Consider the following 26,290-nt stretch of genomic DNA (forward strand, 5'->3'; position numbering starts at 1 on the left):
CTATATTGTATCTGAATTTTTGACACTTCATAAATTCATTCTTTTATAACTGTTTAATTATCAACTTATATGCTAAATAAAAGCATTAAATTTCTTATAGAAAACAAACTAGTAGCCGTATTATTATTGGTTCTCTTTGTTGGTTGGGGGATTGTAAACGCCCCTTTTAACTGGAATACTGGTATCCTCCCTTCAGATCCTGTAGCTGTTGATGCTATTCCTGATATTGGTGAAAACCAACAGATTGTATTTACAAAATGGGAAGGACGGTCTCCTCAGGATATCGAGGATCAGATAAGTTATCCGCTTACTTCTACTTTATTGGGTATTCCTGGTGTAAAAACAATAAGAAGCTCTTCCATGTTTGGGTTTTCTAGTATCTATATCATTTTTGATGAAGATATAGAGTTCTATTGGAGTAGAAGTCGAATTCTCGAAAAACTAAATTCACTTCCTAGTGGATTACTTCCTACAGATGTAAATCCAACACTTGGCCCAGATGCTACAGGGTTAGGTCAAGTGTATTGGTATACTTTAGAGGGGCGAGATAAAGACGGTAACGTTACTGGAGGATGGGACTTACATGAATTAAGGAGTGTTCAAGATTATTTCGTTAAATATGCCCTTTCCTCTGCTAGTGGTGTTTCCGAAGTTGCTTCAATAGGCGGTTATGTACAAGAATATCAGATTGATGTAGATCCAGAATTAATGCGTCAATATAATGTTCAATTAAATGAAATTGTAAACGCTGTTAAGAATAGTAATAAAGACATAGGAGCGCAAACTTTAGAAATTAATAAGGCGGAATATTTAGTACGCGGATTGGGATACGTGAAGTCGATTTCAGATATTGAAAATGCCGTTGTTACTTCTGAAGACTATGTATCTATAAAAATTAAAGACATTGCTAAGGTAAATTTAGGTCCTGCTCCTCGTCGTGGGATTTTAGATAAAGAGGGTGCAGAAGTTGTTGGCGGTGTTGTGGTAGCAAGACATGGTGCCAATCCTATGGAGGTAATCAATAATGTAAAAGATAAATTACAAGAAATTAAGGCTGGCTTACCTTCTAAAACGCTGCAAGATGGGCGTACTTCGCAACTTACGGTTGTTCCTTTTTATGATCGATCTGAACTTATTCAAGAAACATTAGGAACTCTCAATGAAGCGCTCACTTTAGAAATATTAATTACCATTTTAGTAATTCTAGTGATGGTTTTTAATTTACGTGCTTCCATACTTATTTCTGGATTACTCCCTGTTGCAGTACTAATGGTTTTTATTTCCATGAAACTTTTTAATGTAGATGCCAATATTGTGGCACTTTCTGGAATTGCCATTGCTATCGGTACTATGGTAGATGTTGGAGTGATTCTCGCTGAAAATATGATTCGTCATTTTGAGGAAGATAAACTGTGCTTTGATGATAATGGAAGGAGATATACAACTAACGAAGTGGTTTACAATGCAACTTCAGAAGTATCTGGAGCCATCTTAACTGCAGTACTAACTACCATTATCAGTTTTATTCCTGTTTTTACAATGATTGGTGCAGAAGGAAAACTGTTTCGTCCCCTTGCGTTCACCAAAACAATGGCGTTAACAGCATCATTAGTAATTGCATTGTTTCTAATTCCTCCCTTTGCAGCCTTTTTATTTAAGAAAAGAGAAGTGAGGAAATTTACAAGATATGTAATCGGGAGTATCTTAATTCTTTTAGGACTTACCGCTATTTTCTACGGATATTGGCTAGGACTTATATTAATAGCCTTTGCAGGGATCGACATATATTTTATAAAAAGCACTAAAAAAGAATATGATTTACAGTTCTTTAAATACAATTTAAAACTAAATCAGAATATTTTTAATATTATAATATCTGTTCTTGCTATTGTTTTTCTTCTTGCTGAATATTGGAGACCGCTAGGATTCGATAGAAGTATTGTTATGAATCTCATTTTTGTTTCTATAATATGCTTCGGACTTTTAGGTGTGTTCTCCATTTTTAGAAAGTACTACGTAAGCATTCTACAATGGGCGCTAAATAATAGAATCTTGTTTTTAATAGTTCCAACAACAGTATTGATTCTAGGAGCTATTATCATGAGAAATACAGGAAAAGAGTTTATGCCAGCTCTTAATGAAGGTTCCTTTTTATTAATGCCAACCTCATTACCTCATGCTGGTATTGAGGAAAATAAGCGCGTTTTACAGAATCTCGATATGGCGGTTGCTGGTATTCCTGAAGTAGAAACAGTGGTTGGTAAATCTGGTCGTACAGAATCTGCCCTCGACCCTGCTCCTCTTTCCATGTACGAAAACATGATTCAATATAAATCTGAATACATGCGCAATCAGGAAGGGGAACTTCAGCGCTATAAGGTGAATGAAGATGGGCTTTTTATATTGAAAAATGGGAAACTTGTTCTCAATCCAAATAATAAAGAAAATACTGAAACCACATATAAAGCTTCAGAAATTGAAAATCCTAAATATATAGACAATACAGACCTTATTCCTGATGATAATGGCGAGTATTATAGAAATTGGAGACCTCATATCAATAATCCTGATGATATTTGGAACGAAATTATCAAAGTCACAAAAATCCCTGGGGTTACTTCCGCTCCAAAACTTCAGCCAATAGAAACCCGATTGGTAATGCTCCAAACTGGAATGCGTTCTCCAATGGGTATAAAAGTTAAAGGTCAAGATCTAAATGAAATCGAAGCTTTTGGAAAGAAACTAGAAACTATTATTAAGCAAGCTGAAGGAGTAAAAAAAGAAGCTGTTTTTGCTGATAGAATTGTTGGAAAACCCTATTTATTAATTGATATAGATAGAGCACGATTATCTCGATACGGAATTACCGTTGAAGATGTTCAGCAAGTATTGCAAGTTGCTGTTGGTGGAATGCCCTTAACACAAACCGTAGAAGGCCGAGAACGTTATGGCATCCGAGTAAGATATCCAAGAGAACTCCGCGGAAACGCTGATGACATAAAGGATATCTATGTTCCTGTGGAAAAAGGGAGTCCAGTGCCGCTGGGAGAGCTCGTTAATATTAAATATGAGCAAGGGCCACAAGTAATTAAAAGTGAAGACACCTTTTTAATTGGTTATGTTCTGTTTGATAAAATAGATGGTTTTGCTGAAGTCAATGTCGTTGAGAATGCTCAAAAATTGATAACTAGTAAAATTGAAACTGGAGAACTTAGTGTTCCAAAAGGAATTACATATCAATTTACAGGAACTTATGAAAACCAAATACGAGCGGAAAAGACATTGTCTATTGTTGTTCCTTTAGCACTACTAATCATTTTTATGATTCTATACTTTCAGTTTAAATCTGTTTCCACATCACTTATGGTTTTTACGGGAATTGCTGTTGCATTTGCTGGAGGTTTTATTATGATTTGGCTCTATGGGCAAGATTGGTTCTTAAACTTTAGCTTTTTTGGAGAAAATCTACGGGACCTCTTCAATATGAAAACTATAAATCTTAGTGTTGCCGTTTGGGTAGGTTTTATAGCGCTATTTGGAATTGCAACTGATGATGGCGTTGTAATGGCGACTTATTTAACACAAACATTTGAGCGTAAAAATCCTGTGGATAAAAAAGAAATCCGTTTGGCTGCATTGGAAGCTGCAAATAAGCGTATTCGCCCGTGTTTGATGACTACCGTTACCACAATATTAGCGCTCTTACCAGTTTTAACTTCCACAGGAAAAGGAAGTGATATTATGATTCCAATGGCTATTCCAATATTTGGTGGAATGGTTATCGATGTTACCTCCTACTTTATAGTCCCTGTATTGTATAGCTGGAAAAAAGAGTTTCAATTAAAAAGACAAAACGCATGAGATATACATTCATAATAGGAGTCTCTTTGTTGATTATAACCAAGGTCTCTGGGCAAGATTTAAACGCTTATATCGAAGAAGCAATCGATAATAATCCTGAGATACAGAGTTTTGATTTACGTTATCAGATTGCTGAAGAAAAAATAAATGAAGTAAATAATGTTCAAAATACAGAATTTAGTGCTGGTTATTTTGTTAGTGAACCAGAAACTAGAACTGGACCACAACGTGCAAAATTATCAGTAAAACAAATGCTTCCGTGGTTTGGAACCGTAGGTAAGAGAGAAGATTATGCTGCTACAATGGCAGATTCTGAATATGTAGAAATGGTTATCGCAAAGCGAAAATTAGCTCTTTCTGTCTCTAATTTATATTATACATTATATGGAATTAGAGCTAAACAAAATGTTTTAGATGATAATTATAATTTACTAAAAACCTACGAACAGCTGGCTTTAACTGCTACGGAAGTAGGAAAAGCAAGTGCCGTAGATGTTTTACGACTACAGATAAGACAAAATGAAGTTCAACAAGAGAAAGAAGTGCTTATGCAAAAATCTAAGGGAATTCAAGCTGCTTTAAATAACTTGCTGAATAGAAACTATGATGAAGAAATCCTTGCTGTTTCTGATTTAGAAATTCCTGATGAAGATCCCATTCTTGGCTATGATGCTCTTTCTTTAAATCCAGAATTACTAAAATACGATAAGCTTTATGAATCGGTTACGCAATCGGAGAAATTAAACCAAAAGGAAAGTGCTCCAAATATTGGTTTCGGACTCGATTATATTGCTGTTTCTGAGCGTACCGATGTAGATCTTTCTGATAACGGTAAAGATGTTGTTATGCCGATGGTTTCACTATCTATTCCTATTTTTAATAAAAAATATAAATCCATCAGTAAGCAAAACGAACTCCGTCAGCAGGAAATTAAATCTCAAAAGGATAGCAAGTTAAATGTATTACAGTCTACATTCTCTAAAGCTATATCGCAGAGAAATGAAGCTAGAATTAAATTCAATCTTCAGAAGAAAAATCTCAAACAAGCGAAATATGCGGAAGATATATTAATTAAAAATTATGAAAATGGTACGATCGATTTCAATGATGTTCTCGACATTCAAGAGTTACAATTAAAATTCGGAATCAATCAGATTGAAGCGATTCAGGAATATTATACCCAGTCTGCGCTCATTAATTATTTAATAGACTAAAAAATAAATCACAAGAAATAATCATAAATCAATAAAATCATGACACATTTTAAAAAACAAATCGTAGTATTATTAGCATTAGGTGTTTTTACTATTTCCTGTAAAGAAGCAACCGATAAAAAGCGTGAAGATGCAGAAATAGCTTCCATTGCTTTTAAAAATGATATTGCTGATAAAGTATTTCAGCATTACAATCATATTAAAACTGCACTTACTAAAGGTGATGTTCAAGAGGCAAAAAGCGGAGGTAAAATGCTTTCGGAAACCATCAGCAATAACTATTTAGATATTTCTAATTTAAGTAAAGAAATTGCTACTAGTGAAAATATTGAAGCTCAACAAAAAGCCTTTTCTAAGCTTACAGCAGCAATACAACCATTTTTAGAGTCTAATATTTCAGAAGGAGAGATATACAAACAATTCTGTCCGATGGCATTTAATAACGAAGGAGCATATTGGTTTTCAAAAGAAGAAAATATAGCAAATCCATATTTTGAAGGAAAAATGCTAACATGTGGTTCAGTAAAAGAAGTAATTAAATAAATCTAAATACCATCATTAATAACATTTAACAGGATAAAAAGAGTAACTAATACAAATAGTTTTCTCTTTTTATCTTGAAATTAATAGCTATTTAAAAAGTAAATCTGAATAATATGGAGGTTACCTTACACATAGAAAACATGGTTTGCAATCGGTGTATCAAGGTCTTAAAACAAGAATTTGAGCAACACCAACTTGCACTTAAAAACATTGAGTTAGGTAAAATAACTTTAGATATTAATGAAGATACTGATTTAGAAAAAGCTAAAGATATTGTCGATAGAAATGGTTTTTCGATAATAAATACTCAGAAGCAAAAAATTATTGAGAATGTAAAAATTTCGCTTATTAAGTTATTGGAAAATCTTCCTTTAAAATTAGATAAAAAACTCTCTGCTTATTTAGAAGAATCTATAAATATAGAATACTCAAAAATCAGCAAAACATTCTCTACCGTTGAAACAATAACCATAGAAAAGTATTTTATACGACTTAAAATAGAGAAAGCTAAAGAACTCATACAGAGCGACAAATACAACTTTACTGAAATAAGTCAGTTATTAGATTATAACAACATAAATCATTTTAGCAGGCAGTTTAAAAATGAAACTGGAATGAGTCTAACCGATTATAAAAAAGATCAAAGAAATACAAGAAAGTCACTAGACCAAATTATATAACTAATAACCATAATTATGACACTGTAAAGGACTTATATATTATAATTTTATAGTACTTAATAATTTACAATAAAGGCATCATAAAATGAAGCATATATATCACATAAATGGAATGAGTTGCAATGGCTGTCGTGGTCACGTGGAAAAAACCCTAAATCAAATTGAAGGGGTTACCAATGCTTCCGTAGATTTAGAAAAAGCGGAAGCAACCATTGAAATGGAAAACCATATTCCTCTTGAGGCGTTACAAGCTGCCATGAAAAAGGACGGTGGTTCATACAGTATTCATAATCTTGAAGATAAATCGGAAGTTACAGCCACTGCTAAGAAAAATAAAGCCGCTAAAAAGTCAAAAACTGGTAATGAAACAGGAACATATTATTGTCCCATGCATTGTGAGGGTGATAAAACTTACGATAAACCTGGTGATTGTCCTGTTTGTGGGATGGATTTGGTGGCAGAACAAAGTCTTACAACTTCTAATTCGGAGCAATGGACATGCCCTATGCATCCTGAGGTTATAGAAGATGAGCCAGGGGATTGTCCTATTTGTGGAATGGATTTAGTCCCTATGCAACCTGAGATTTCTTCAGAAGAAAAGACTTATAAGAAATTACTCAAAAAATTCTGGATTGCACTCGCATTTACAGTACCGATCTTTCTGATTGCTATGAGTGAAATGATTCCAAACAATCCATTATATAAAATAATGGATCAAAAGTGGTGGAACTGGGTACAATTTGCTCTTTCTATTCCTGTAGTATTCTATGCCACTTGGATGTTTTTTCAACGTGCATATAAATCGATCATAACTTGGAATTTAAACATGTTCACTCTTATTGGAATTGGGGCAAGTGTAGCGTGGTTATTTAGCTTCTTCGGAATGCTATTTCCAGATTTCTTTCCTGCACAATTTAAAACAGATTCTGGAGCTGTACATGTCTATTTTGAAGCTGCTACGGTTATACTAACCTTAGTATTAATGGGGCAAGTATTAGAGGCAAGAGCACATAACAAAACAAATAGCGCTGTAAAAGAATTATTAAAATTAGCTCCTAATAAAGCAATCCGTGTTATTGATGGAAATGAAGAAGAAGTTGCTATCGATAAAATTAAAAAGGGAGATATTTTACGAGTTAAACCAGGAGATAAGATTCCAGTTGATGGTGTAATAACAGAAGGAAATTCTACGGTTGATGAATCTATGATTTCTGGAGAGCCTATTCCTGTTAATAAAGAAGTAGAAGATAAAGTGAGTAGCGGTACTATTAATGGAAATCAATCTTTCTTAATGAAAGCAGAAAAAGTAGGAAGCGATACCCTCCTATCTCAGATAATCCATATGGTAAATGATGCTAGTCGCAGTAGAGCTCCTATCCAAAAGTTAGCAGATACTATTTCTAGATATTTTGTTCCCGTAGTAGTTCTTATCTCCATTATAACTTTTATTGTTTGGGCAATTTGGGGGCCAGACCCAGCCTATGTTTATGCGCTAGTAAACTCCATTGCTGTATTGATTATTGCGTGTCCGTGTGCGCTAGGCCTTGCCACTCCAATGTCGGTTATGGTTGGTGTTGGTAAAGGAGCTCAAAACGGTGTTCTTATTAAGAATGCAGAGGCATTAGAACAGATGAATAAAGTAAATGTTCTGATCGTTGATAAAACGGGGACTATTACAGAAGGGAAGCCTACAGTTGATAAAGTAGGAACTTTTGGTTCTAATTATGAAGAAGATGAAATACTACATTTCATTGCTTCTTTAAATAGTTCTAGTGAGCATCCGCTAGCAGAAGCTACTGTGAAATTTGCCAAAGAGCAACATGTAAAAATTTCAAAAACAGACAAATTTAATGCGGTTACAGGAAAAGGTGTAGAAGGAATTGTTGATGGAAAGAAAATTGCCCTTGGAAATGCTAAAATGATGGCATATGCAAATGCTGATTTATCGTCAGAAATAAAAGAGGAAGCACGTTCATATCAGCAAAAAGGAAAAACAGTTTCCTACCTCGCTATTGATGGAAATATAGAAGGTTATGTTGTAATTGGTGATAAAATCAAGAAAACGAGTGCAAAAGCTATTAAAAATCTTCAGGGAAAAGGAATTTCTGTGATTATGCTTACTGGAGATAATCAAGATACAGCAAAAGCAGTTGCAGAAGAACTTAACTTAACGGACTTTAAAGCTGGAATGCTCCCAGAAAACAAATTAGAAGAAGTTAAGAAGTTACAAGACGAAGGAAATATAGTAGCCATGGCCGGTGATGGAATTAATGATGCCCCAGCATTAGCAAAAAGTGACGTTGGAATTGCAATGGGAACAGGAACAGATGTAGCTATTGAAAGTGCGATGATTACTTTAGTTAAAGGCGATTTACATGGAATTGTAAAAGCAAGAAACCTTAGTGATGCTGTTATGAAAAACATCAAACAAAATCTATTTTTTGCTTTGATATACAACACATTAGGAATACCAATTGCCGCAGGTGTGTTATTTCCTTTCTTCGGAATATTACTCTCACCGATGATTGCAGCATTGGCTATGAGTTTTAGCTCAGTTTCTGTAATTGCAAATGCTTTAAGATTGAAGAATGCTTCTATTGATTAATTATTAGTTTGAAATAAAACTTTGCCTATTCTGATTATAAAAAGGAATTATGAAAAAAAATGTATTGTTTATTGGCCTTGCTGTCGCTATTGGCGTTTTATTGGGTTGGTTAATTTTTAGCAACCCAACCAAGGAAACCAATACTTCTGCACATGATCATGAAAATGAATCTGTAGAGCAGCTATGGACGTGTTCTATGCATCCGCAAATTATGCAGCATGAACCTGGCGATTGTCCTATTTGTGGAATGGATCTTATCCCTGCGGAATCTGGTGCAGATGGCCTTTCCCCCAATGAGATTTCTATGACTGAAAATGCAATGGCATTAGCAAACATTCAGACCAGCATCGTAGGAAGTAAACAGTCTGAAAATTCGGTTTTAAAACTGTCAGGAACAATTAAAGCTGATGAAGACAAAACCCATACGCAATCTGCTCATTTTAATGGTCGAATTGAAAAGTTATACGTAAAATCTCTTGGAGAAACAGTAAATAAAGGCCAAGCTTTAGCTGTTGTTTATGCTCCTGAATTAGTTAGTGCTCAGCAAGAATTAATTACAGCATATAAAATCAAAGATGTGCAACCTGGGCTGTATAATGCCGTAAGAAATAAGTTGAAAAACTGGATGATCTCAGATAAATATATCGATGATATTATAAGCTCTGGAACTGCTAAAAGTAGATTTACATTACATTCCCATGTTTCTGGAGTTGTTACCAGTTTAAATGTATCTGAAGGTGGACATATGATGGATGGAATGGCAATATTGCAAACTGCAAACCTCAATACTGTTTGGGGAGTTTTTGATGCTTATGAAAAGGATATTCAATCTCTTGAGAAAAATCAGAATATAATAATCACATCTAATGCATTTCCTGATAAAACTATCGAAGGAACAATTTCTTATATCGATCCTATTTTAGATAATGATACCCGTACTGTCGAAGTTCGTACCGTTATTAACAACAAAGACAACAAGTTAAAGCCAGGAATGTTTATCGAAGCTTCGGTGAAAATAGATCCTAAACTATCTGAAAATTCAGAAATAAAAGTTCCTTCTTCTGCGGTTATGTGGACAGGGAAACGGTCTTTAGTATATGTAAAAACAAGTCCTGATAAACCCATTTTCGAAATGAGAGAAGTGTCCTTGGGAAAAAAATTCGGAACTGATTACGCTATAACAAGCGGTCTTAAAAATGGGGAAGAAATTGTTACCAATGGTACTTTCACTGTAGATGCTGCTGCACAATTGCAAGGCAAAAAGTCTATGATGAATAAAGAAGGTGGCAAAACAACAACTGGTCATGAAGGTCACTTAGGAATAGAAACTGATAACAGTAAAACTAAAAACATAGAAACACCTTCATTTCAGAAGTTTCAAAATCAGCTTTTAATAGTTTTAAATTCTTATATAGTGTTAAAAGATGCTTTAGTAAATGATGACTACAATAATGCAAAAGATGCAGCAAATAGCATTGAAAATAACTTAAGTGAAATAGATTTAGATCTTTTAGAAAATAAAGATGCTCGAAATACATGGACACCTATCCAAAAAGAGCTGCAATCTTCAGTAAAAGCTATTGCTAATGCTTCAGAAATCAAAGAGCAAAGAAAGTATTTTAAAGATCTCTCTGATGATATGATTAAAAGTTTAACGCTCTATGGAGTTCATAAAAAAGCCTATACTCAATTCTGTCCAATGGTAGATAATAATAACGGCGCTTCTTGGCTTAGTTTCAATCAAGAAATAAGCAATCCCTACTATGGAAAAGAAATGTCCAACTGCGGCGAAGTTATCCAAACATTTGAATAATACATTATATTTCCACAAACAAAGGCTCAAAAAAATAAGTGTTTTTTGAGCCTTTGTTTTAATTAAAAACGACTACAACATAGTTTCTTTCTTCCGTAATTTAATTTTATACACCTGATTTTTCTTAAAATTGAGTCCAAACTATATTTAGAAAATAGTCGAAAATAAACGTAAGGTATCGGTATGTAAACCGACTAATATTGTATGTAATAATCATTTATAAAACAACTTCTTATAAGTGATTTCTATATCGGGAATTTCCCCGAAAACAATTAATATTTTAATAAAATGAGTCCATTCAATTTAATCATTGGCCTTTTCGTTATGCTTATGATTTGTTCTGATTATACAAGTGAAATTTCAGAAATGCCATTACAACATACGGAAAAAGTCAAGCAAAACAAGGAAGGTAAAATTATGAACATCACACAGAATACTATGATGAATCACTTTTTGAATTTGGTGATTTCCAAAGATAAAAAGGTATTAGAAAATGCAATTACTGCCATTGATGAAAACTGGCAAGAAGGATATGAAATCATGCTTATCGAGTCTATCTACTTCTCAAGAAATTCTGACCTTATATTAAAGTTAATAAGCTTGCTAGAAGAAAAGACAGATCAAAAATTTGGTTACGATTTCGATAAGTGGTTCCATTGGCTTTGGAATAAAGATGCTAATTATCAAGATGAATATTTCGAATACAAAGCAAAAGTACATTCGCTAATAGATCTAAAATTTAGAGGCTATTTTGAAGATAGAGCTTCAGAAAGTATAATCCGATTGGATGAGGTACGTTGGGGAGGTGTAAAACAAGATGGTATTCCTCCACTACGCCAACCAAAAATGATTACTAAAAATGACGCTAACTATTTAAATGATAGTGATATTGTATTCGGAATTGAGGTAAATGGAGATGCTCGTGCCTACCCAAAACGAATCTTAGCATGGCACGAAATGTTTGTAGATAATGTAGGTGGTATTGATGTTGCTGGAGTCTACTGTACTCTCTGCGGAACTGTTATTTTATACGAAACAGAAGTAAATGGCGTAAATCATGAAATTGGAACAAGCGGCTTTCTATATCGATCTAACAAACTAATGTACGATAAAGCAACCCAATCTTTATGGAGTACCTTAGAAGGAGAACCCGTAATTGGCCCATTGGTTGGTAAAGGCATTAAATTACCCTATAGAAGTGTTGTTACAACCACATGGGGTGAATGGAAAAAGCGACATCCAGCTACGCAAGTTCTATCATTAGATACAGGGTTTGAAAGAGATTATGGAGAAGGAAAAGCATATAATGATTATTTCTCTACTGATAAATTAATGTTTACCGTTCCTAATGAAGATACTAGTGAACTTAAAAATAAAGACGAGATTTTATCTATTAGACATGCTAGTTTCCCAAAAGAAAACATAGCCATTTCTAGCAAGTTCTTAAAGAAAAACAGCATTTATGAAACTAGCATCGGGAATATTAAATTAGTAGTGCTAACAGACAAATCTGGAGCACATCGTGTATACCAAACAAATGGTTTAAAGCTGGTAAACTTCCAGGATGAAATGAGTGTAATTGATGTTACAGGGAAAATTTGGAATATTACTGAAAATAAATTAATTGCTGAAGATGGTAGCATTTTAACACGTTTTGCTACACATAATGCTTTTTGGTTTGGATACAAAGCTGCTTTTCCAAACGTGAAATTAATTAAATAAGTCAACAGGTAATAGTAGATAATACTATGTAAAAGCCCTTTAAAGCTACATGCCTTAAAGGGCTTTCTTTTTGTATTAATTTTCAAATTGTATCTTGCTTACTAATTAAATTTAAGGATGAAAACAACATTAGTATACCTTTGCATTATGATGTCACTATTTGGAAAAGCTCAAGAGCCTGTAACACCTACAGAATCGATTTACGATATTTCGATTAACAGTATTGATGGCAACAAAATTGATCTAGGTGTTTATAAAGGAAAGAAAATACTATTTGTTAATGTAGCATCAGAATGTGGCTTTACTGGTCAGTACAAAGGGCTAGAAGAATTATATGAAACCTATGAAGACAACCTAATGATTATAGGAATTCCTTGTAACCAATTTGGTGGTCAAGAGCCTGGTAATGCTGAAGAAATCCAAAGCTTTTGTCAAAAAAACTATGGCGTACAATTTCTAATTACTGAGAAAGTGGATGTAAAAGGTAGTAATCAACATCCACTTTATAGATGGCTTACAGAAAAATCTGTAAATGGATTGAAAAATTCTTCTGTAAAATGGAATTTCCAAAAATACCTTGTTGATGAACAAGGACGATTAATAGATTACTATATGTCGACTACCAAACCGTTAAGTACTAAAATCACTAAAAACTTAACGCTCTAGAGTAACGTCACTTTCTATTACACCATTTTTATCAAAAATTTCATCTTTATGGCATTTCATAAAATGATCACAGTATAAACAGATGTTTTTGAGTTCTTGGTTTTTGGCCTCGGCTTCCGATTTAGAAACTCCCAATTCGATTCCCATTTCCAAAGGTTCTCCTGCATTTAAAGCTTTAAAAACTGCATTATTAGAAGCCCTTTTAAGAACCTCAGATACTTTTTCTTTGCGGGCATCTCCCATTGGAAAATGAGTTCCTGGGCAACATGGATTTATTCTCCAGAGTTGAATACTTATCTCTTGAGGAATATCATCATATCCACCTAGAAAATTTCGTGCACCAGAAAGTATAGAACAGAAGTTATGATTGGGATCTTTAAGGTAAATATCATTTTTCATGGCCTTTCCTCTAGCCCAATTTCCTCCTAGCCACATATCTTCACTAGCGCCCCAATATCCCCAACTCAATGGATTTTCGGTTAAATAGTGACCTCCTTCTATTAAAGGGTCTTTTTCTGTTCCAATAACTCCATGTCTTTCAAAAATGTCTGAAAGCTCCATCAAACGACTTCCAGCCTTTTTATGATATCTATCAATACTTGCAATATCAAAGCGTTTTACTCCCTTTTTTATAAGTGTAGCTAACTTTTCATCCGTCATTAAATCTCCATTGGTCTGCAACATTATCTGAGTCTCTTCCCCATATTTTAAAGCAAGTTTATCAAGTACTGCATACAACAATTTAATATCAGCCATAGGCTCTCCCCCACTTAAAATCAGTCGATCTATTTTGGCAGGCATATTATCGATTATCTTCATGCAATCTTCCTCACTAATTCTGCTTCCAAAAGGGCTAGAATCATTATAGCAATGATCACAATCGTCGTTACATAGTTGAGTAAACACCCAATAAACAGATTGCATATGATTAAAATCTTGTAACATATAATAGTTTATTTTATACTAAATTGACCTCATTAGGTACAACTTTAGCTTCTTTAAATTATAATTTTCAGCGAAACAATCAGATAATAATTAATTAAATTGTTTCCAAAAGTCAACTTCTTTTTTTACTCCAGAATCATCATCATTATAAAAATCTTCTTTCGTTGCATATTGTTTTAATTTACCTTTCTTAATTCTCGCTATTTCATCGCCCATTACAATAGCCTCTTTGAGATCATGCGTTACAAATAAAGCAGAAACATTCATTTTTTTTGCTAATGATTTGAAAAGCACTTGCATTTTACTTCTAGTAACTCCATCTAAAGCTCCAAAAGGCTCATCTAACAATAATAGCTGTGGCTCTATTACCATTGCCCTACCAAAAGAGATCCGTTGTTTTTGACCACCAGATAATTCTGTACTCATCTTTTTGGCGTGTGCTTTCATTTCAAGTTTATCAAGCATGTCCCAAACTTTCTCTTCGATAATAGCTTTATCAATATTTCTTAAACGCAACCCAAAAGCTATATTTTCAAATACATTTAAATGCGGAAATAAAAGCGCATCTTGATATAGGTAAACAATATTTCTATCTTGAACTTTTGTATCGCTAATATCTTCGTCGTTAAGAATAATAATTCCTTTATCTTTTTTTTCAAGACCAGCAATTATTTTTAATAAAGTTGTTTTTCCACCTCCAGAATACCCCAATAAACTAAGGACTTCTCCTTTATTCAAATTTAGGTTTACATCTTTCAGAATCGATTCATTCTTAAAAGATTTATTAAGATTTTCAACTTTTAAAATACTATTCATTCTACTGCGGATTCAGAAAACATTAAAAGCTTCTTATTTATATAAATAAGAAACATAGGAGGTAAAACTAGTAAACAACACGCTACTGATGCATAAAACAAATTAGCTTCATTTATATAGGTAAATACCTGTACTGTTAAGGTTTTTATTTTTCCTGTGCCTATTAAATTCGTTAGCCCATATTCAAACCAAGAGATTAAAAAGACTTGAAAAAAACATAATAGAATAGCGCTTTTTGATAGCGGAAAAAGGACTCTCTTAAATGTCTTAAAATTACTTCCTCCTAAAGTTTTACTTAACTCTTCTAAATGTTTTAAATTAGGATTCCAAAAATTACTATATATAATAACTCCAAAAGGAAAAGCTATTAAAAACTGCGCTATTATTACTCCTAGTAACGTGCCTGTTAATTCTGTGATTACAAAATAATATTGAAAAATAACAGCCATTATAACAGGAGAGAGTAAATATGGAATATAAGCTAGCAGCAAGAAAACATTTTTGTACTTACTATTACAGATATATTTTGATACTATAAAAGCAATAATAGTAACCATAATTGCTACAGAAAGTGAAATTGCTAACGAAGTAAAAAATGTTATAAATAATTCTGCATCTGTTTGTAGCAATGACTCCCAGTTAGTTGTTGTAATCTCTTCTGGAAAAATACTAGGATACTGCCACTTTCTTCCGAAGGATAATATTAATAAAAACACAAGCGGAAAGCCTATAGATATAAAGAATATGTATTGAAGCACCCTTTTAAACATCACTTTTTTGAGTTTTAAAAAGGGTTATATTCTTTAGATAAATAAAAACTAATGCAACTGTGATTATAAGTACATATAAAACGCTCATTGCATAACCTGTTGGAATATCATAAAGATTAAATCGTTGTATTTTTTGGAGAATAGCCACAGAAATCATTTGTGGGTCTTGGCGTCCCAGAAGCAAGGGCACTTCATAGCTTCCCATTACAAAAATGATAAATAAATATATGGTGCCTGAAGCTTTTTTTAATAAAATCGGCAGGGTAACCTTTAGAAAGGTCTGTTGTTTTGAAGCTCCAAAACTCTTAGACAATGTAATAAAAGAACGCAAATTCTCCGTTTGGTATAAATTAGAAAATAGAATGATAAAAAAAGGTGTTATTAGCAATACTGAAGTAAAGATAATTCCTATTCCATAACCATCATTTATCCACTCTGGAAATGAGTTTAAACTGTCTATAAAGTCAAAATTAAAGGCAACTCTAGATAAGAACCCTGAACGAGATAAAAGTTGAAAACTAAAAAAAGCCATCACTGTAGCTGGAAAACATAGCGGAAGATAAATAGCATAAGATAGGAAACCCTTTTGTAAGCTCTTTCTCCAACTTATAGCAATGGTAAGTGCTAATATTATTGCAATCGTAACACTCGTTAAGGCTATATAAATGCTAAAAAGTAAAGACTTCCAAAATGGCTCTGTGGTAAAAATTGTTCTCCAAACTTCCGTAGAAAAACCATCATTTAAAATTCCTATAAGTCCTAAACTATAAAATATAGCATATAGCAAGCCTGAAAATACGGGCAGTAAAACAATACCTAAAAAAAATAGTTTGCTTATATGATTACTGGTTATCTTCAATAAATTACTTATTAATTATTTCTTTTCTAAAATCCTCTGCCAATCTAATCATATATTCGGGAGCAAGTTCCATATTCGCTCGATTTTGAATTTCACTTCTATCTGGAGCATGTTCTCTAGATGGAATATTCATAAATTTCTGTTTACTATCTTTCGGCAGCTTTTCTAAATCTAAAACAGTGCCATCTCCCCATACTGAAGGCTTCATTTTCTCTAACTGAGCCTCAGGAGAGCTTAAAAAATTTGCTGCTACTAATGCTGCTGCTTTATTTCCTGATAATTTTGGGATCCCCAGATAATGTGAATTTTGAATAGTCCCAAATGCAGGAACATAAGCTCTTGTTGTTTCAGGAAACAGTCCTTCCATTGTCTTACTATCTACCTCAGCATCATTATTACTCATTGTAAAAAGTAACTCTCCATTGGCAAAAAGTTGATGCATTTGTGCCACTCCCTCAGGAAAAACTTCTCCTTTACGCCATAAATAAGGCTTTAATTCATTTATATAACTCCAAAGTTGAGAACTATATTTTTTATACTTAACTTCATTAAATGCTCCAGATAAAGATTCGTCTCCACCAGCAATATCAATCAATAAAGATTTTAAAAAAGTAAGTCCTGTAAAATGGTTATCGAAAGTGAAAGTCCCTGGGTGTTCTTTTACAAAATTAAGTAAAGATGCTCGTGTCATCGGAGGATTCTCAACCTTAGCACTGTCATAAATCAATGTCATTTGTACATTTCCCCAAGGAAGTTCGAATCCTTCTATTGGTTGCTGAAAATCCATTCCTATAAAAGGATTTTCAAAATCTATATATTCAGCATTTGGAATTTTAGTAGTCCACGGTCCATATAAAGCTTTTATTTCTCGCAATTGAAAAAAGGTCTCTCCATTGATCCAAACTAAATCTACATCACTCCTATTCTTCGATGCTTGAATTTCTGTCATTAATAGCTGAACAATTTTTGCTCCTTGCCCGCTTACAATTTCAAAATCGATGTTATACTTTTCCTTTAAATTAGGCGCAACATAAGATTTCATATACCTATTTATCTTAGTATCGCCATTCCACATCATCATAGTAAGAGTAGTTCCATTCGCTTTGCTTAAAACTTCTTCCCAGGATGCATTAGTTATATCTTCTTCTGCCTCTTTCTTTGTTGTATTACAGGAAAGGAAACAAAAAAGTAATGTTATATATATTATATTTTTCATTGTCTATACTATTTATAGCTACTTAAGTGGTTACCCCCATTAATCAAAACAAATATCGTACTCCAAACTGGAACTGTCTAGGAGGCCCTGCATTTTTTTGCACAAATCTCCTTGAAGAAGCTGGCCCTACTTGAATCTGATTACTTTGTGTTGCATTATTACTATATCCGCTTAAGTTTTCCACATTAAAAACATTAAAAACATCTGCTCTTAATTCCAATTTATTACTTCCTAATTTAAATTGATGTTGCAATCCTAGATCGAAATTAAAAGACCAAGGCAATCTATCATCATTTCGAGCTTCCCCCGGTGAACGGTCGCTATTACCAACATAAGAATCACCAAAAGCAGAACCATCACCATTTAAATCTGTAGTCCCATAAATTAAAGCATCTGGAATTCTGTTTATTGGTTGTCCGCTTTGTAACAATGAAGCCAATGTAATTGTACTTCCTTTAAATGGATAGAAATTAAAAATTCCGTTGATATTATGACGTCTATCATTAATGGAAGGCCCCCATTCCGCTCCATAATTATTTGCATCTTGTGGACGGAAATTAATATCCTCAGTATTATTTTCTAGAGAAGATAGAGTGTAGTTAATACGGTAAGAATAATTATCTTCTCCTCTTACCTTTTGAAGGTTTAAACTCATCGCATAATAACGAGATTTCCCTTTGCTTTCTGTCATTACTACATTTCTTGCAACACCACTAACAGATTGTCCATTAATAATCCCTTCCCCATCAATAATTGGTACTGGTCTTGTAGCATCTGCCTCTGCAGGGGTTCTAACATCTTCTACTGTAAAATTTTCGTCTATTGGAAACTCTTCAGCAGCATTTAAATTTTTAATTCTGAATAGATCTACTCCTCGATTATGGAACAAATCAACAAAAAACAACTTATCATCGGCTACTTGTAATTGATATCCTAAAGAAATCTGGTGTGAATATGGGTTATCATATCCGTTAGGGTTTAAGATCCTACGCTCATTAGAAAACGCAGTTTCACGCTGCCCTTCCAGTTCTGAAGCTGGTGGTCCTTGCAAATAATCTACACCTGTAATATTAGCACTTAAATTTCCATCATATGTAACGGCATTAATATCTGTATCTGCTGGAAGAATCCCTTGATCTATAAAAGCTTGTATTTGCTGTTTATAAGCATCAGAAGTAGTGTTCTGTTGAAGCGCATCACTATAAATTGCATAATTTATCTTATCATAGGCAATAGCATATCCTCCACGGATGATACTATTTGATGTTAATTCATAATTAAAATTAAAACGAGGAGCTAGATTGTTATAATCCCCTTTATTACCACCCCCTTTAGAAAGGTTATCATAGTCGTAACGCAGTCCAAAAGTAAAGTTCAATTTTTCTGAAACCGACCATAAGTCTTCCATATAAAAACTTGTGATATTCTGAGTTTCTCCGAAAGAATTAGGGCGTAATTCAACACTGTAATTAACGACCTCAACATCATTCGGGATATCATTTATATCAAGACTTCCTCCAACTCCACTCGCTGCAAGATTATTAATTTGACTTTGGGTTAAATCTACCACGTAATTCCCAACAGGGTTTCCGCCACCAAACAATTTATGATCGCCACTAATAAAATTAACTCCAGCTTTTATGGTATGGTTGTCTATATAGTATTTAAACTTCTGTTGAAACTGAAATGTGTTCTCAATCTCATTAAACGTACCTCCTGGATTCCCTATAATACCAATAGTTTCATCGGAAGGATTTCTCAAAGTTACTTGTGATTGGTTTGGGTTTTTAGCATCCGAATAATCCCATCTAAAACGACTATATTGAAAATTGGTTTCTGCACTAATTCCTCCAAATTTATAGGCGTTCTTAAGTGCCAAATTCAAGCTGTTTCTTACCTGTTTGAATCCCGCTGACGGAAAAGTAACTCCTCCTTCTAATCCACCTCCTTGACTTTCTATGCCAACAACTCCTACATTCGCACGAAGAGAACTTCTAAAATTGCGACTCCATAATTGATCTAGTTTTACAGAGAAATAATCGAAGTTATTATTACCTCGAATAGTTTCATTTACTCCAAGATCATCTACATTTAATAAATTGTCTTTTATATCTGTGGTATGTTCAAAATTAAAATAATAGAACGTTTTGTCTTTTACAATAGCCCCACCTATTCCAACTCCCGTTTGATAACGAGCAAAACCATTTTTCACTTGATTCCCAGAAAGGTCTCTTTGCGCATATGGACTTTCACCATCAATAACAGGCCCTGGACGGGTTACAAAAAAAACTTCCCCTGCTAAATCATTGCTTCCAGATTTAGTAGTAATATCTATAACTCCATTTCCAGTAAGACCATATTCCGCAGAATAATTACTTGTAAAAACAGAAACATCTTTTACGAAACCCGCGGGAATATTAAAACGTTGACCTCCTAGAAAGCGCTCATTATTATCCATCCCATCTATAGTGTAAGAAGTAAATAAGGGATTTGCCCCATTAATACTAACATTAGGAGCTTCAGGATAGAAACCAGTTGCTTGTGTTACATTTGGTAATCGATATAAAACTCTAGTAATATCTCGCCCTTCGACAGGAATTTCTGTAATTTCTTCTGCTTTTAACTCAAAAGAAACTTCTGCATCTCTACGGTTAATTTTTGCAGACGTACTATTATAAAGCACTACCTCATCTAACTGCTGCTCATTTGCTATACTTGTATCTAACGGCAACAATAAATTTGCATTCTGGTTGGACCTAATATCTATATTATCTATGCTTGCACCTGCATAATCTCCATTCCCTGTAAAGTATACCTGATAATCGTTAAGCGATGGAATTCCTCTGAAAACTACTTTTCCTTGTGTGTTGCTTAGATCTTTTAATGTGATTCCTTGACTTTGATTACTTAAAACTACTTCTACCCCAGAAACTGGAATGTTACTTTGAATATCTATCACAGAGACTGTGATGTCTTGTTGAGAAAATGCTGATATAGTTATAAATAGCATTCCCCAGAACAATAAATTTTTCATATAAAATTTAAGTTGTTGGCTATAATATTTCTTAAGATTGATTTCTACTATGATTTTTAAATCACTAATTATAAAGTGATTAAATCATAATAATATATGTAAGTATTATGCCAACAAAGGAGATCCCTTATTAAAGTAGCGTTGTGATTTTCTGTTCTCGAAAAACTGAAGGGATTGATAAAAAACGATGGTGCTCTCTGAAAGAATAGCGAGAATAATAAGATGTAAAACTCTAGAAATTTTACGATGAAAACTGTGGATTCTCTTTATATCTAATTCCTTATCAATATCAATAAGAGTTTCTAGTTTAAATATACTCTCTTTGGATTTTTTTATAAGTGTTTCTACTTCTTTTAAAACCTTATTAGAGTTCCATGATATATTTAAAAACTCTTTTTTATTGAAAAGTTCCTTCTGAATTCCCATAAGGTAAAATCCACCGTCCGAAGAAGGACCTAAAACAGTTTCTCCTCTCTCTAACCTTTTTGCTGTAGCTAGAAGATGCTTCGTTTTTAACTGAGGGGAATCATTCCCAATAGTTATTACATTCTTATAATCATTATTAAAAACTGTTTGGATTGCATTTGTAAAGCGCTCTCCAAAAGAATTACCTACTTGTTCTTTATCAGTAATTAAAAAATAGGGAATGTTAGAGTTCTTAACTATTTTAAGAACATATTTATTGAGCTCGTTGAATAAAATTTCACTTTTACGTATCGACTTATTGGCTTTTTCAGCACTTCCAGAATTAGCAAAAATTAATATCGCAGTATCTTTGAACATTCGCTCGTAAAATGAATTTTTCTTGTAGTCTCAAAAATATCAAATTCATTACAGAGTTGTTAACTTTTTTGGGAAATAAAAAAGTTCTATATAATAATATCCTACTATGAATTGATTCTTAAAGCCTTATATGATGAGCGAGATGTAAATACATATTTTGAAAGTTTCCTAAATCTATCAAACCATGTATTTCTTCATGCTCTTCTACTGTATTATTTTTTAGTAGCATTACTGGGCCGTCATTTAAAGTATTTTGCAAATCAGCAAAAGAAATATTTTTAGCTTGAATTTTATAAGTAGGTTTAGAATTACAAGTATTTGGCACTATAAGAATAGGAAGCTTATTAATGTTTTTAATAATCGTTTTAGTATTTCGACCTAAAATTTTATTCTTTTTATTTGAATCCCCTTTAGCTGCAATTAAAATTTCATCTATATCTAATTGAGAAATTAGCTTTTGAGTTGCATTTAATAAGCTTCCTGATTTAGCTATCATAAAATACTCATGCGCTGCATCAGTATCAAAGAAAGCTAGCTTATTGAGTAATTGCTCTAACTTTTCGTTAGAATTATTTGCTGATGAATTATGGAATGCTTCATAAGGATCTAAATAGTTTAAAGAATCAAGACCATGCTTTTCTTCTGAAAAAGAGTTTAAAATATAAAATTTACATGGGATATTCTCATATAACGATATGGTATATTTTAAAGCGTTCCATGCATTTTCGGAAAAATCAGTTAAAAATAAAATATTTTTCATCGTTATATATTTTAGGTTTGTTTTAAATCACTTATAAGCTCTTTACATTATTATCAATTTATTACAGTCGTGTATAGATCAACATTTTTGAATAGAAAGTAAGCTTAAACGTCTTTACACGCTCTATAAAATCGAGATATACCTTTCTACATTTCTCATGATTCCCCAGATAAAATGTGTCACAATCTACCGTATCACACTCTATACTCATCCCTAAACTTACATCATATCGATACAAATCTTTAAGTACAATTGCGTTACTCCTTCTTAACTCCTTTAAAGCATTACTTATGTTTATATCTTTAATTAATTGCTCCTCTATTTTTATGAAATAGTTTAATTCTGAATTGATAAATTCTAAATGATCTGTCCAGTTCCCTACTTCTTCTTTATCCTTCTTCTTCATTATAAAGGAGTCGTCTTCGTGATTATAAAAAAGTTGTTCTCTCATTGTTAGCTATTAATGTTTGATAATTCTTGTTGCGCAACGTATGTTACTGTAATTTCTTTCTTTCCAGAAGGGAGTTCCCAATAAAAAACATCACCTAAAGCATGTCCCATTACAGCGGTTCCCATTGGAGATAAAACGGAAAGTTTATTGTTCTTTAAGTCGGCTTTATTAGCTACTACCAGTTGAAACTCTTTTGTCCATCCTCCTTCTAAAGAAACCCTTACTATAGAATTAAATCTAACTACATCATCAGGTAAATCCGTTTCATTACTAATTATGGCAGTCTCTAATTCATCCATTAATTGCTTAATAGATTTTTTAAATATTACATCTTGATAATAATTGGAAAGGCTAAGCATCTGCTTTAAAAGCACATATTCCTTTTTTTCTATGATTAACTGTTTATACTTCATTTTTATACGCTTTATAGGAAAAGCAAACTGCTAAAACACCATGAACGCTCGGTGTAATAGCAAATGCTTTTCTTCAGTCTAAAACTTTATATCTAAATCCTATGGGAAAATTCCTCTTTGAATATATGCCTGCTCCAATCTTTCTATTGCTATAATAAAAGCAGCTGTTCTTCTATCTACTCCTCTTTTTTCTGAAACATTTATTACTTTAGTAAAAGACTCCTTTAACTTTTTCTCAAGCTTTTCCATTACTTCCTCTAAAGACCAAATCTCTCCATTTCTATTCTGTAACCACTCAAAGTAGCTTCCTATAACTCCCCCTGAATTACATAAAATATCTGGAAGAATATCTACACCCCTAGCAAGCAACATCTGTTCTGCCTCTACATCTGTAGGTCCATTTGCTCCCTCTGCAATAACGGAAGCTTTAATACTTGATGCATTCTCTACCGTTATCTGATTTCCTAGTGCAGCAGGAATACATATATCACAATCCAATGCAAAGAAATCTTCTGATGGAAGGCTACTGCTATCTTTAAATCCTACAATGTTTCCTTGACTCTTATTATAAGCAAATAGAGACTCAACATCTATTCCTTCTGAATTTGAAATACTTCCAAAAGCATCTTGAACTCCTACCATTTTTGCTCCTTCATTCTCTAAAAAGTGAGCTGCCCAATAGCCTACATTCCCAAAACCTTGAACTATAAATTTCTTTCCGCTTAAATCCACTTTGTTGTGAGCCGCCCAGAATTTAATACATAAAAACACTCCATATCCTGTTGCACGATCCCTCCCTTCAGAACCACCAGCTCCAATAGGTTTTCCTGTAACAACATGCATATTTGTAGAACGTTCATTTGGAGATTTTGTAGACATAAACGTATCTAAAATCCATGCCATTGTCTGCGGATTCGTATTTACATCTGGCGCAGGAATATCTAATTCCGGACCAATATTATCTCCTAGCGCATAGGTAAATCTTCTTGTAATTCTCTCTAATTCTGATGTAGAATATTTAGAAGGGTCTAATTGTATCCCTCCTTTTGCTCCTCCATAAGGTAATCCTGCAAGCGATGTTTTCCAGGTCATCCACATTGCTAATGCTCTTGCGGCATCAATATCTACTGTTGGATGATATCTTAGTCCCCCTTTATAAGGCCCTAATGCGTTGTTGTGTTGCACACGATATCCTGTAAATACCTCTACATCTCCATTATCCATTTTTACTGGAAAATGAACAACCAACTCATTATTTGTAATACTTAATATCTTGCGGATATTTTTATTAAGATCAATAATATCTGACGCGTGGTTGAATTGTCGCATCACATTATTTAACATCCCTTGTTTCTGAGGTGCTTTCTTATTTATTTCTTTTGTAACCATTTTGTTGTATTTCTATTTTTAATAAAGGCTGTAAGCTTTCTTAATTAGTTTAAAAATTAACTTGCCAAGACTGTTCTATAATCGTTCTTGTTTTCATGTTCACTACATGTTATAACAAATTGCTTATTCAATGTAAGCACGCAATTGTTTAAAAATTTACATGTAGAGCATATACTTTTGCTATAGTTTTCCATTGTTATAAATATTTCTACAATACACTTGGCAACAGCTGTGCCAATAATAACAAAAGACTTTAACTTAAAAATTAAAGTATTGAAATACAAAACGTTATGTTGTTTTTATAAATGAATGTAAAAAAGTGTATTGGGGAAGGAATCCCCAAGTGGGAACGAATGCCCCAGGGTATTTTCTGACGTTAAATTGAAGAGGTACTATTGCACTTCTTATAAACTGAAAAATTAGAGATTATTAGTCTAATTTATTACGAAGTGTTTTTCGATCGATTCCTAGAATCTCTGCCGCCTTCGTTTTATTATTAGCAACAGAATCAAGTACTCTTTTAATGTACCTTTTTTCCATCTCTGCAAGGGTGACTAATTCTTCTTCAGGAAAATCTATTTTATACTTTAAAGTATCTGGCACATGTGATAATTCTATACTTTTATCACACATAATTACGGCTCTTTGGATACAGTTTTCTAGTTCACGTATATTCCCAGGCCAAGAATATCTTAAAAACAAATCTATTACATTCGGACTTATCGTAACATATCTGTCTTTATACTCCAAACCATATTTCCTAACAAATTTGTCTACCAATAATGGAATATCACTTTTACGATCTCGCAATGGTGGAGATTTTATATCGACAACTGCTAATCTATAATATAAGTCCTCACGGAACTTTTCTTGACGAACAAGCTCCATTAAATTACTATTTGTTGCTGCAATTACCCGCACATCTATCTCTTGAGGCTTTTGAGATCCTACTCTAATGATTTCCTTTTCTTGTAAAACTCTCAATAAACTATTTTGAACCTTTGGAGAAGCGTTTCCTATTTCATCTAAAAAAATAGTCCCACCATTTGCAGCTTGAAAAAAACCATTTCTCGATTCATTAGCGCCTGTAAAAGCTCCCTTTTCATAACCAAAAAGTTCTGCTTCCAAAAGATTCTCCGGGATTGCTCCACAGTTTACAGCTATAAAAGGAGCTCTTGCATACTTTCCATGATAATGAATCGCTCTAGCAATAACCTCTTTTCCTGTTCCACTTTCTCCCTGTACAAGTACTGTTGCCTTTATATCTTTTACACGCCCTATGATATCTTTTATTACATTAAAAGCTTCAGACTGCCCTATGAGTTCATCATACTTTGGAGCTGTTTTAGAATCAATTTTTTCTTTTCTAACAAGCTTGGTATTCACTAACGATTTATCGATAGCATTTTTAAGCTCCTCTTTTGTAAAAGGCTTCACTAAATAATCTACCACTCCAGATTTCCCCATTTCCAAAGAACCTTTAGCAGAAATATATCCTGAAACTACTAAAACAGGCATCTTAGGATAATGTTCAGACACATATTTTATAAGCTGAAAACCATCTACTTCTGGCATCTGTAAATCTGTTACCAATAAATCGATTGTATTTCCTTTTAGAATTGTTACAGCTTCCTTTACTGAAACTGCTTTGAAAATATAGAAATTTAAAGCGTTTAGTTGACGCTGAAGCAATTCTAAAATATGAATATCGTCATCTACGATTAATATGTTCTCTTTTTGGTATGACATG

Annotated in this window: 20 protein-coding genes; 8 read left to right on the forward strand and 12 right to left on the reverse strand. The window is 33.2% G+C overall.

What is annotated here, in order from left to right:
• Positions 1–69 precede the first annotated feature (69 nt).
• The 8 genes from JM658_RS12810 (at position 70) to JM658_RS12845 (ending at position 13,104) form a co-directional block, all read left to right on the forward strand.
• On the forward strand, positions 70–3,861 hold the full coding sequence (locus tag JM658_RS12810) for an efflux RND transporter permease subunit (protein WP_236959672.1): 3,792 nt from the start codon (positions 70–72) through the stop codon (positions 3,859–3,861).
• A complete protein-coding gene (locus JM658_RS12815; protein ID WP_236959673.1) occupies positions 3,858–5,075 on the forward strand; it encodes a TolC family protein in 1,218 nt (405 codons plus the stop codon). Before JM658_RS12810 ends, JM658_RS12815 begins: the two co-directional genes overlap by 4 nt.
• Positions 5,076–5,114: 39 nt before the next feature.
• Positions 5,115–5,618, forward strand: a complete 504-nt coding sequence (locus JM658_RS12820; protein ID WP_236959674.1) for a DUF3347 domain-containing protein — start codon at positions 5,115–5,117, stop codon at positions 5,616–5,618.
• 113 nt (positions 5,619–5,731) lie between these two features.
• Positions 5,732–6,298 carry a helix-turn-helix domain-containing protein gene (locus JM658_RS12825; protein ID WP_236959675.1) on the forward strand — a complete coding sequence of 189 codons (567 nt, stop codon included), beginning with the start codon at positions 5,732–5,734 and terminating at the stop codon, positions 6,296–6,298.
• An 85-nt stretch (positions 6,299–6,383) separates the two neighbouring features.
• Positions 6,384–8,903, forward strand: coding sequence for a heavy metal translocating P-type ATPase (locus JM658_RS12830; protein ID WP_236959676.1), 2,520 nt, complete (start codon positions 6,384–6,386; stop codon positions 8,901–8,903).
• A 49-nt stretch (positions 8,904–8,952) separates the two neighbouring features.
• Positions 8,953–10,716: an efflux RND transporter periplasmic adaptor subunit gene (locus tag JM658_RS12835; protein WP_236959677.1), complete on the forward strand. Its 1,764-nt coding sequence runs from the start codon at positions 8,953–8,955 to the stop codon at positions 10,714–10,716.
• 288 nt (positions 10,717–11,004) lie between these two features.
• Complete coding sequence (locus JM658_RS12840; RefSeq protein ID WP_236959678.1) at positions 11,005–12,438, forward strand: DUF3179 domain-containing protein; 1,434 nt, start codon at positions 11,005–11,007, stop codon at positions 12,436–12,438.
• Between the two features lie 147 nt (positions 12,439–12,585).
• Positions 12,586–13,104, forward strand: a complete 519-nt coding sequence (locus JM658_RS12845) for a glutathione peroxidase (RefSeq protein ID WP_236959679.1) — start codon at positions 12,586–12,588, stop codon at positions 13,102–13,104.
• Here the strand turns inward: JM658_RS12845 and JM658_RS12850 are convergent.
• From JM658_RS12850 to JM658_RS12905, 12 genes are all read right to left on the reverse strand, one after another.
• Positions 13,093–14,049, reverse strand: a complete 957-nt coding sequence (locus JM658_RS12850) for a radical SAM protein (protein WP_236959680.1) — start codon at positions 14,047–14,049, stop codon at positions 13,093–13,095. The two genes, JM658_RS12845 and JM658_RS12850, sit on opposite strands and share 12 nt — an antisense overlap.
• Positions 14,050–14,139: 90 nt before the next feature.
• Positions 14,140–14,865 (reverse strand): ABC transporter ATP-binding protein, encoded by a 726-nt coding sequence (locus tag JM658_RS12855; RefSeq protein ID WP_236959681.1) that lies wholly within the window; start codon positions 14,863–14,865, stop codon positions 14,140–14,142.
• On the reverse strand, positions 14,862–15,635 hold the full coding sequence (locus JM658_RS12860; RefSeq protein ID WP_236959752.1) for an ABC transporter permease: 774 nt from the start codon (positions 15,633–15,635) through the stop codon (positions 14,862–14,864). The genes JM658_RS12855 and JM658_RS12860 overlap by 4 nt, the downstream gene beginning before the upstream one ends.
• On the reverse strand, positions 15,628–16,494 hold the full coding sequence (locus JM658_RS12865) for an ABC transporter permease (RefSeq protein ID WP_236959682.1): 867 nt from the start codon (positions 16,492–16,494) through the stop codon (positions 15,628–15,630). The genes JM658_RS12860 and JM658_RS12865 overlap by 8 nt, the downstream gene beginning before the upstream one ends.
• A 4-nt stretch (positions 16,495–16,498) precedes the next feature.
• Positions 16,499–17,710, reverse strand: a complete 1,212-nt coding sequence (locus tag JM658_RS12870; RefSeq protein ID WP_236959683.1) for an ABC transporter substrate-binding protein — start codon at positions 17,708–17,710, stop codon at positions 16,499–16,501.
• A gap of 43 nt (positions 17,711–17,753) precedes the next feature.
• Positions 17,754–20,744, reverse strand: coding sequence for a TonB-dependent receptor (locus JM658_RS12875; RefSeq protein ID WP_236959684.1), 2,991 nt, complete (start codon positions 20,742–20,744; stop codon positions 17,754–17,756).
• A gap of 105 nt (positions 20,745–20,849) precedes the next feature.
• The gene (locus tag JM658_RS12880) at positions 20,850–21,527 is read right to left on the reverse strand and encodes a DUF2064 domain-containing protein (RefSeq protein WP_236959685.1); all 678 of its coding nucleotides are present in this window, start codon (positions 21,525–21,527) and stop codon (positions 20,850–20,852) included.
• 118 nt (positions 21,528–21,645) lie between these two features.
• Positions 21,646–22,287 carry a universal stress protein gene (locus JM658_RS12885; RefSeq protein ID WP_236959686.1) on the reverse strand — a complete coding sequence of 214 codons (642 nt, stop codon included), beginning with the start codon at positions 22,285–22,287 and terminating at the stop codon, positions 21,646–21,648.
• Between the two features lie 61 nt (positions 22,288–22,348).
• Positions 22,349–22,738 carry a hypothetical protein gene (locus JM658_RS12890; RefSeq protein ID WP_236959687.1) on the reverse strand — a complete coding sequence of 130 codons (390 nt, stop codon included), beginning with the start codon at positions 22,736–22,738 and terminating at the stop codon, positions 22,349–22,351.
• Positions 22,739–22,740: 2 nt separating this feature from the next.
• The gene (locus JM658_RS12895; RefSeq protein ID WP_236959688.1) at positions 22,741–23,151 is read right to left on the reverse strand and encodes a GreA/GreB family elongation factor; all 411 of its coding nucleotides are present in this window, start codon (positions 23,149–23,151) and stop codon (positions 22,741–22,743) included.
• 99 nt (positions 23,152–23,250) lie between these two features.
• Positions 23,251–24,540, reverse strand: a complete 1,290-nt coding sequence (locus tag JM658_RS12900) for a Glu/Leu/Phe/Val family dehydrogenase (RefSeq protein ID WP_236959689.1) — start codon at positions 24,538–24,540, stop codon at positions 23,251–23,253.
• 429 nt (positions 24,541–24,969) lie between these two features.
• Positions 24,970–26,289, reverse strand: coding sequence for a sigma-54-dependent transcriptional regulator (locus JM658_RS12905; protein WP_236959690.1), 1,320 nt, complete (start codon positions 26,287–26,289; stop codon positions 24,970–24,972).
• Between the last annotated feature and the right edge of the window lies 1 nt (position 26,290).

It is taken from the genome of Joostella atrarenae, assembly GCF_021764745.1.
In the GTDB taxonomy this organism is placed as follows: domain Bacteria; phylum Bacteroidota; class Bacteroidia; order Flavobacteriales; family Flavobacteriaceae; genus Galbibacter; species Galbibacter atrarenae.